The organism is uncultured Fretibacterium sp. (assembly GCF_938040765.1).
Lineage (GTDB): Bacteria > Synergistota > Synergistia > Synergistales > Aminobacteriaceae > CAJPSE01.
In genome coordinates, this window is sequence record NZ_CALIAA010000142.1 from 1 (window position 1) to 8,327 (window position 8,327).

The following is an 8,327-nucleotide window of genomic DNA, read 5'->3' on the forward strand; positions in this document are numbered from 1 at the left end:
CGGCACGAAGATGGCTTTCATCACCGCCGGTATGGGCGGCGGAACGGGAACCGGTGCAGCGCCCGTCATCGCCCGTGAAGCGAAGAATATGGGAATCCTCACCGTCGGTATCGTAACGATCCCGTTCAAGTTTGAGGGCAATAGAAAGATAGATCAAGCCCTCGACGGCGTAGATGAGATGTCGCGCCACGTCGATGCACTCCTCGACCGACAGAACCTCCGAATGCTCCTTCTTGGGCACTCCCGAGTCCGGCATGCAGTAAATGCAGCGGTAATTGCAGAGGTCGGTCACGGAAAGCCGCAGATAATCGATCCTTCGTCCGTATGCGTCATTCACGGTCTCCTCCCCCTCGCCCTCTAACGCGGAGACGTCAACTTATTTCCCGAAACAAATCGAAACGCCTCGTTTTTGAAGAATAGGGGAAAAAGGGAAAGTTGTCAAATTGAAGGGAAAAACCTGACCCGAAAAAGAGGAAAGGTCTTCAGTAAAAGAATGCGGAAGGTGCGGTCTGGAAGAGCGGCTTCTGAGCAAACGGCTTTATGCCGGTACGAAGCACCGTCGGATATAATTGATTTCAGAGGTCATTCGAGGAAAATTTTTTCTGCATGGAGGAGGCTGGAAGATGTCGTTGAAGGAAAAGCTGGATCGGTTCCGTTCGGACTCTCCCTCGCGCTTCACCGAGGAACAGCGGAGGATCATGAGGCGGTTTCAGGATAACGTGGATGCGATGGTGCGCAGGACGCCGAGGGTGTGGGACTTTCTGCCGCCGCTTCCTCCCACGCTAGGAGCGACGGAACCTCGAGGGACTTCCCGTCGGCTGGCCCTGGTCTTCTTCAGGGGGGCGTGGTGAGGCTACTGCGTTCTGCAGTTGCAGGACTATAGCGCGGCCCTCGAGGCGTTCCGTTCCAGGAATACGGATATCGTCGCCCTCTCGCCGATGACCGGAGATCGGATGGATGCGCTGGCCGAGAAGTTGAAGCTGGGCTTTCCTTTGGTGAGCGACCCCGGCAACGCCTATGCTCGGAGCCTGGACCTGGTCTTCGCGGTCGAGCCGGCCGTTCGGGATATTTACCGGGCCAAGGGGCTGGACCTTTCGAAGTACAACGGCGACGAGAGCTGGGAGCTCCCCGTGACGGCCGTCTTCGTGTGTGATGAGGAACGAAGGATCCTTTATGCCTGGACGGAGTCGGACTACACCCGGAGGCCCGGTTCCGAGGAGCTGCTGGCGGTCCTCGACGGGCGGAGTTGACGCTTCATGGACCGCGGCACGATATGCGGGCGCTGCCCCGTTCGAGGTGGGGAGCGCCCGCATTCGGGGCACGGGGTGTTTCGCTGCTCGAGGCCGGTGGCTCAGGGCAGGATGGCGAACACCCTGGCCGGGAACCCGGAGCCTTTGTAGGGCTTGGGCCAGGAGGCGACGACCAGGGAGCCCCACTCAGGAAGCAGGTCGAGGTTCGTCAGCAGTTCGATCTGGTAGATGTCCCGGGACAGCACGTAGGTCTCCCCCGGAAGGCTTCCGGTGCAGCCGGGATCGGTGTCCGTGGTCTCGTGTCCCAGTGCGCGGACGTGCCGCTCCTCGCAGAGAACCCGCAGAAGCTCCATCCCCCAGCCCGGAAAGTGAGGCGCTCCGGCCGCATCGGCGTTGGCGAACGCGGCCTTGTCCGGCCAGCGCTTGTGCCAGTCCGTGCGCAGCGCGACGAAGGCCCCCTCGGGCAGGCGGCCGTTTCGGCGCTCCCAATCCGTCAGGTCCTCGGGGGCGGCCGCATAGTCCGGGTTCCTCGCCGCCTTCTCGTGGACGTCCAAAACGGCCAGGGGGCAGATCATCTCCTTCACGTCCAGCTCGTCCAGGGTCCGCATTCCCTTGATGAAGTGTGCGGGCGGGTCGACGTGCGTGCCCCACTGGCCGCTGTGCGTATAGAGGTGGGCCAGAAACCCCGAGCCCAGCGTCCCGATCCCCTCGTCGTAGTGGTAGACGGTCTCCATCCTCGCCGGAGGAAAGCCGGGCCAGTGGGGGATCTGGGCGGAGAACGCGTGGGTCATGTCCACAAAACGCTTGGTCTTCAAAACCTCGAAAATCTCCAGCAGACTGATATCCTTCGGGGATTGCGTCATGACTCTCGCTCCTTTTATCTTATCGAATGATGCGGTCGCCGGCGTCGTGTGAGGTCGACGACCCGGAAGGCCGCAGTTCCGAAAGCGGACGGAGACGCTCCGGGGCTGCGTCATCGCGTCGAGGGTTTTTTTTACGGGCGCCGACCCTGTGCGCCGTCTTTTTCGCCCCGTCTCCATTATGCTAACTTAAGTACGCAGCGAAGTAAAGTGGGAATGTCGATGAGTGAGGAGGTCGATGAGTTCGCCGGCTCGAAGATATGCCTCGCTCCTCTCACGGGCGGCGGCGATGGGGGTTTCCGGTAAAATGCCCTTACGGAACGGTCGGTACCGCTCTAGAATGTCCGTGTCCTGCGGGGTGTCCGTCTTGGATGAGTCTGCCCCCTGCGGGAGGCAATCCAGGTATTGAAGATCAGGAAGGGAAGTGACGTGGTATTGAGGAAACTTCTGGCTGTCGTTCTGCTGGCCTGCCTTTTCCCCCTCGCGAATGCGGCCTTGGGGGCGGAGGATCCGGCCTTCCGGATTACTCCGGAAGGAGCCGCTCTGCTGCGGGAGCGCGGCTCCGTAGGGTATCTTTACTGGGGGATGTATCGGGGGTGTTGAGGGGAGAGCGAATCCATTCTCGTTGGGAATGGCGCACCCGATCACTTGAAGAAATCCAAGCTGGGATATGAGAGTGTGAGAGGGGAATACGTCAAAACCGAGGCGGACGGCCTTACCCTTTACATCCGGTCCGACATGAGGTTCGAGGGGGGCATCCCCCTGATTGACCGCAGGGACTATCGAGGGGCGTCGTATCTGCTGGTCCGAAACGCCTTGGAGGATTGACAGGCAGAGGCGGCGCCGGGAGCTCCCGGCGCCGCCTCTTGTCATGTAAGAACTTACAGCCAGCGCAGCGCGGGGACACCCCGGCCGTAAACGGCGGCTTTACGGCCGGACATCAGGGCCCAGTTCTGATTGCCGTAGTCGAAGTGCCACCATTCGTCGGGGTAATTCGTGAACCCCGCGGAGACCATGACGTGATAGAGAAGCCTGCGGTTCCCGAGTGCCCGGAGCTCCCCCTCGGAGAGGTCCCCATCCGTGCGGGATTCGAGATACAGGGTCTCCGACCGATCCGAGGTCTCGTCGAACTCCGACCCCATGGGGAGGATGCGCCCCATGGGGTCCGCCACGGTCAGATCGACGCTGCCCCCCGTACTGTGGGGGGAGGGGCAGCGCGGATCGCTCCTGGGCTCTGCAACGAAGCGGCGCGCCAGCTCCCTCAGCGCTTCCTCATCCAGTTCGGGCCGCTTCTGGGCCAGCTCGTCCTTGTAGCGGTCGAAGAGCGATTGCTGCAGGGGGAGCGGACGCCATCCATCCAGCACGACGAACCGATGGCCGGAGGGCAGGGCCTGGGATGCCGTCAGCAGACGCTCGAATACGCCCTCGCGGAGGTAGATCTCCGGCAGTGCGTGGGTCAGGCCCTGAAAATAATACTGAGGCCGGACAAGAACGCGCTCCGGACAGCAGCTGATGGGGACCAGCGGCTCACCGCACTCCTCTATGGGGATGGACCGCGAGCCGGTCCAGGTGAACGCAACGGGGGAGGGCTCGATCGGAGTCGCTCTCATGCCGACATCCCGGAAGGGCTCACAGACCAAGGATTCTGGGGAATACGGCCTGCCCCAGGGCGATGGCGATCCAGTTCCCGATGACGTAGCCCCAGACGCCGACGAGCATCGCCGGGAGGACGAGGTCGTCCCAACCTTTGCTGATGGCCATCGCCGCGGCGGTCGTCGGGCCGCCTATCGTGGCGTTGGACGAGATGAGCAGCTCCTCCAGGTTGAAGCCGAACAGCTTGCCCACCAGCAGCGTCACCGCCATGTTGACCACGACCGCGAACGAGCAGAATAGCAGGATGATCGGGCTCTGGAACAGGATGGCCTTGATGGAGGCGGGCGTTCCGATCACCACCAGGAAGATGTAGATAAGAAAGGTCCCGATCTCCTGGGAGCCTCGGGCCTCCTCGAAGAACTTGGGGAACAGCGTGACGATGAGCACCGTCAGCGTCGTCACGACGAAATATTTGCTGCCCAGAATACCCCGCAGGGCGGTCGGCAGGGAGGGATGCGCTCCCATCCAGTCCGCCAGCTTGACGGAGACCGCCACCAGGATGAAGCCGGAGGCCACGACCTTTGCGATGTCGAGAAGCGATATCTCCTTGCGTCCCCAGTAGCTTGCGGCGCGATTTTCGCCCTCCCCGACCCCCTCGTTGGCGCCCTTTTCATAGGGATGCGCGTAGTGTCTGCGGAAGAACGCGATGCTGGGAATGGCCAGGAGCACGAAGAAGTAAAGCGCCATGTTCAGGTTGTCCGCGACGATGGAGGCGTTGATGACGTTCTGCGAGGCCTGGAACTGGGAGGACATGGCGACGAAATTGACCGTGCCGCCGATGTAGCTGCCCGTAATCATGGCGCCGACCTGAAGCGCCTCCGGCATCCAGCGTCCGAAGAAAAGCAGGCCCAGGACGGTACCGGCGACGGTTCCGATGGCCGCGATGTGGAACGCCAGAAATGTCCTGCCGCTCTCCAGCCAGATCTTGCGCAGGTTCGCCTTGAAGAGCATGATGGGGACGGCCAGCAGCACCACGTAGCCCCATATGCTGTCGTAGACCGGGCTGTCCGTGGGGATGACCCCCAGGTTGGCCAGGACCAGCGCTCCCAGCAGCGCGATGATCGCGCCGCTGACCTTCGCGGCCCAGTGGTACCTCTGCTCCAGGTAGATGCTCACGGCCGCCCACCCGACGATAATTGCCCACAACGACCAGATGTCGTCCGCCTTGATCCAAGTCTCCATAGCGATTTTCAGTCCTCCCTGATCGATATCCCCGGCGTGCCGCCGGAGTGATTTCAGTCTATACGTAAGGGGCTCAATACCCCAGAGCCCCCAGCCAGTCGAGGACGGCTCCCACCATAGCCCAGCGGTGCGCGGAGAAGGAGTGGTCGCCGGGCAGGATGCGCTCCGTCACCTCCGCTCCCACCCTGCGCAGCAGGTCCGCCAGGGGCCGCTGATGCACATCGCCGGGTACGGCCTCGTCCTGCGCCGCACCCAGCAGCAGGATGCGTTTGCCCCCGCAGGAGAGGGCGTCGCGGCGGAGGTCGAACTCCTCCGTCCTCCATAAGATTTCATTCCATAGGGCAGCGCGGGTCGTGCCCTCCAGGCATCCGGCCCCGACCAGAAGCCTGTCGAGCCTTTCCTTGAGGGGACGGTCGGTCCGGCTTGCCTCCGCGTCCCGGCCGATATTCCAGACCCCGATCAGGCCGAGGCTCCGAATCTCCGGGCACGCGGCCGCCGCGCGCAGGGCGGAAAAGGCCCCCATGCTGAAGCCGACGGGGATGACGGTATCGGCGTCGAACCGCTCCGGAAAGGGCAGCTTGCGGCGCAGCACATGGCGCGTCACGTTGGCGACGTCCCGTGCCGTTCCGGCGAAGGTAAAGACGCCGCGGCTGCCCCATGCGCCCCGATAGGAGAAGGTGACGACATTGAATCCCGCCTGACGCAGGGCCTGGGCCAGGTCGCAGTTTTTCTCCAGTCCGGGGAATCCGTGGCAGATGAGGATGGTGGGGTTGCCCTTCCCCTCGGCGTAGTAGACGCTGCCGAACAGCACCCCGTCCTCTGAGGGACAGGAGAACCCCGCGAGTCCCGGCGGATTGTCCCGGTCCCGAACGGGTATGTCCTGTCCCAGCTGCAGGGGTCTCAAGGCCGTCGGGCTCAGAGCGCGAAGTCCGCGACGAGGGGCGTGTGGTCCGACGGCCTCTCCCAACCCCGGGGGGCGCGCTCCACGAAGCAGTCGAGCGCACGCTCCGCCAGGGGACGAGAGGCGAGGATATGGTCGATCCGCCAGCCGATGTTGCGGTCGAGGGCGTCCTTCACCCGATAATCGAAGAAGGTGTATTCCCCGGGGTCGGGACGGAAACGGCGCAATACGTCGACCAGCCCCTCGGCCGTCCCGGCGAACTTTGCGCGGATGTCCGTGTGGAAGCAGACGTGATCCTTTTTGTTGGCGGGATTGGTGACGTCGATCTCCGTCGGGGCCACGTTGAGGTCCCCGACCCAGACGAAGGGGCGGGCCGCCTCGCGCTCCACGATGGCACGGACCCGATCCAGAAAACGTTTCTTGACCTCGTAGTCGGGGTGATCAAGCGCCTTGCCCTGGGGCACATAGGTGTTCAGCACCGTGAGCTCCCCCCAGCGAAGCAGGGCGACGCGGGTCGGGAAGCCGGGCTCCTCGCCGTCCTCGAATCCAAAGGTCACATCCTCCAGGGCCCTGGCGTCGCGGGCCGCCGCCGCGACCCCGTTGTAGGACTTCTCTCCGCAGAAGCGGACCGAGTAACCCATGGCCTCGAAGGCCGCGGCCGGAAAGTCGGTGTCCGTGGCCTTGGTCTCCTGGAGGAAGAGGAGGTCCACGTCCCCCTCGGGCAACCAGCGTTCCAGGACCGGAAGCCGGCTGCGGACGGAGTTCACGTTGAAGGTCGCCAGTCGGATCCTCTTCCCCATGGGGGTCACAGGCCCTTCTCCGCGGCCTGCTGGCGCAGCACGCGGCGCAGGATCTTTCCCGTCCCGGACAGGGGAAACGAGTCCACGAACTCGACGCTGCGGGGAACCTTGAAGTGGGCCAGTCGTTCCTTGGCGAACTTTATCAGGTCGCGTTCCGTGACGGTCCCCCCCTCCTTGAGCTGCACGAAGGCCTTTGCGATCTCGCCGCTGACGGGGTGAGGCATCCCGACGACGATGGCCGTCTGGACGTCCGGGTGCTCCGCCAGGGCATTTTCGACCTCCTGCGGGTAGACGTTGAAGCCGCCGACGATGATGATGTCCGTAACGCGGTCCAGGATGCGGATATATCCGTCCTCGATGCGCACGTAATCCCCCGTGTTGAACCAGTCGCCGTCGAAGCGTTCCGCCGTGAGCTCGGGGGCGCGGAAATAGCCCCGCGTCACCGAGGCGCCCCGAAGCCAGAGTACCCCCTCGTCTTCGGTTGCCGGCTGTCCCTCGCGCGTGCGCAGGCGCCACTCGTATCCGCCGATGAGGGGCCCGACGGTTCCCGTGCGGTGCGTTGCGTAGCTGCGGTTGACCGCGACGACGGGGGAGGTCTCCGTCAGCCCGTACCCCTCCATGATGTCCTTCCCGACGAGCTGGAGCGCCTGCTCGTGCAGGTTGGGGTTCAGACGGTCGCCGCCCGAGATCATCAGTTTTGTTCGGCTCAGCCCCTCCTTGGGGAAGGACCCGCGCTTCACGGCCCCGATCAGATAGGAGAAGATCGCCGGGACCGCGAACAGGATGGTGACGGGGGCCTCGAGGATCGCCTTCATCGCGGGTTGAGGGGGAAGAAAGGCGGGAACGATGGCCATCCGGGCATTCATGGTCAGGGGCAGGACCGTAGAGACGGTGTAGCCGAAGGAGTGGAAATTGGGCAGGACGTTCAGGAACACGTCCCCGGGCACCAGTTCGGCAACGGCCTCGCGGGTCCTCTGACAGTTGTCGATGAGATTCGAATGTGTGAGGGGAACGGCCTTGGGCAGCCCCGTCGTGCCCGAGGTTGCGAAGATGACGGCCAGGTCGCGGGACTCCGGGGTTACGGATCTGCCATGGAAGGGGGGCAGGGGGCCCTCGGGCGGACAGACGACGCAGGGAATGCCCCTCTCCTGCAGGACCTGCCCCACCTCTTTCTTCACCGAATCTGAAACGATCACGCCGAAGGGCTCGATCAGATCGAGCGTCCGCAGCAACGCGGTCATCCCGGAGGCGACGTTCAGCGGACAGAAGGCCCCGCCCAGACGCCAGACGGCCAGGGACAGCGCCGGGATCATGGGACAGTTCTTCATCATGACGACGAGCCGCTGCCCCTCCGTGAAGCCGGCCTGAACGAGGGCCTTTTCGCATGAGTCCGTCAGGCGCAGAAGCTCCGCGCCGTCGTGCCATTGCCCCTCCCACCAGAAGCAGGGCTCTCCGCTGTGGGCCAGGACGCTTTCGCCGGCCAGTTGTTCGAGTCGCTGAGACATATGAGACCTCCATAGCGTAATCATAGTTGTCGTGGATAATGAAAGACCCTTGGAGCACTAATTGAAACAAAGGTGCATATTTTACCGGAGATAAAGATGCATGGGGTCTTCGCCCCCATTCCCCTACGCCGCTATCCTGAGACTGATCGGCCCGCAAACGAAGCGAGCGGCTGCCG

The 8,327-nt window shown here is 63.4% G+C and carries 10 protein-coding genes and 1 pseudogene; 5 read left to right on the plus strand and 6 right to left on the minus strand.

Translation table 11 applies throughout. The annotated features are described in order from the left end of the window. From Q0176_RS05295 to Q0176_RS05305, 3 genes and pseudogenes are all read left to right on the plus strand, one after another. A pseudogene (locus Q0176_RS05295) lies at positions 1-361 on the plus strand (hypothetical protein); the annotation flags it as partial. 262 nt (positions 362-623) lie between these two features. Next, positions 624-851: a hypothetical protein gene (locus Q0176_RS05300; RefSeq protein WP_299299962.1), complete on the plus strand. Its 228-nt coding sequence runs from the start codon at positions 624-626 to the stop codon at positions 849-851. A 12-nt stretch (positions 852-863) separates the two neighbouring features. Beyond that, complete coding sequence (locus Q0176_RS05305) at positions 864-1,250, plus strand: redoxin domain-containing protein (RefSeq protein WP_299299979.1); 387 nt, start codon at positions 864-866, stop codon at positions 1,248-1,250. A 101-nt stretch (positions 1,251-1,351) separates the two neighbouring features. Here Q0176_RS05305 and Q0176_RS05310 read toward each other — a convergent pair whose 3' ends face one another. Next, positions 1,352-2,113: a cyclase family protein gene (locus Q0176_RS05310; protein WP_299299964.1), complete on the minus strand. Its 762-nt coding sequence runs from the start codon at positions 2,111-2,113 to the stop codon at positions 1,352-1,354. Between the two features lie 402 nt (positions 2,114-2,515). Here Q0176_RS05310 and Q0176_RS05315 point away from each other — a divergent pair, with 402 nt between their 5' ends. Continuing rightward, complete coding sequence (locus Q0176_RS05315) at positions 2,516-2,713, plus strand: hypothetical protein (RefSeq protein WP_299299966.1); 198 nt, start codon at positions 2,516-2,518, stop codon at positions 2,711-2,713. Positions 2,714-2,788: 75 nt separating this feature from the next. Next, complete coding sequence (locus tag Q0176_RS05320; protein ID WP_299299967.1) at positions 2,789-2,938, plus strand: hypothetical protein; 150 nt, start codon at positions 2,789-2,791, stop codon at positions 2,936-2,938. A gap of 53 nt (positions 2,939-2,991) precedes the next feature. On the opposite strand, the gene Q0176_RS05325 is transcribed toward Q0176_RS05320, so the two are convergent. From Q0176_RS05325 to Q0176_RS05345, 5 genes are all read right to left on the minus strand, one after another. Beyond that, the gene (locus Q0176_RS05325; RefSeq protein WP_299299969.1) at positions 2,992-3,720 is read right to left on the minus strand and encodes a M15 family metallopeptidase; all 729 of its coding nucleotides are present in this window, start codon (positions 3,718-3,720) and stop codon (positions 2,992-2,994) included. Positions 3,721-3,739: 19 nt separating this feature from the next. Continuing rightward, on the minus strand, positions 3,740-4,945 hold the full coding sequence (locus Q0176_RS05330; RefSeq protein WP_299299971.1) for a DUF819 family protein: 1,206 nt from the start codon (positions 4,943-4,945) through the stop codon (positions 3,740-3,742). 73 nt (positions 4,946-5,018) lie between these two features. Further along, complete coding sequence (locus Q0176_RS05335; RefSeq protein ID WP_299299973.1) at positions 5,019-5,849, minus strand: alpha/beta hydrolase; 831 nt, start codon at positions 5,847-5,849, stop codon at positions 5,019-5,021. An 11-nt stretch (positions 5,850-5,860) separates the two neighbouring features. Next, positions 5,861-6,646 (minus strand): exodeoxyribonuclease III, encoded by a 786-nt coding sequence (gene xth, locus Q0176_RS05340; RefSeq protein WP_299299975.1) that lies wholly within the window; start codon positions 6,644-6,646, stop codon positions 5,861-5,863. A gap of 5 nt (positions 6,647-6,651) precedes the next feature. Beyond that, complete coding sequence (locus tag Q0176_RS05345) at positions 6,652-8,151, minus strand: AMP-binding protein (protein ID WP_299299977.1); 1,500 nt, start codon at positions 8,149-8,151, stop codon at positions 6,652-6,654. Positions 8,152-8,327 lie beyond the last annotated feature (176 nt).

Coding starts and splice junctions, on each gene's coding strand:
- xth (WP_299299975.1), bottom strand. CDS start 6,646: ATGGGGAAGAGGATCCGACTGGCGACCTTCAACGTGAACTCCGTCCGC.
- Q0176_RS05330 (WP_299299971.1), bottom strand. CDS start 4,945: ATGGAGACTTGGATCAAGGCGGACGACATCTGGTCGTTGTGGGCAATT.
- Q0176_RS05310 (WP_299299964.1), bottom strand. CDS start 2,113: ATGACGCAATCCCCGAAGGATATCAGTCTGCTGGAGATTTTCGAGGTT.
- Q0176_RS05345 (WP_299299977.1), bottom strand. CDS start 8,151: ATGTCTCAGCGACTCGAACAACTGGCCGGCGAAAGCGTCCTGGCCCAC.
- Q0176_RS05325 (WP_299299969.1), bottom strand. CDS start 3,720: ATGAGAGCGACTCCGATCGAGCCCTCCCCCGTTGCGTTCACCTGGACC.
- Q0176_RS05300 (WP_299299962.1), top strand. CDS start 624: ATGTCGTTGAAGGAAAAGCTGGATCGGTTCCGTTCGGACTCTCCCTCG.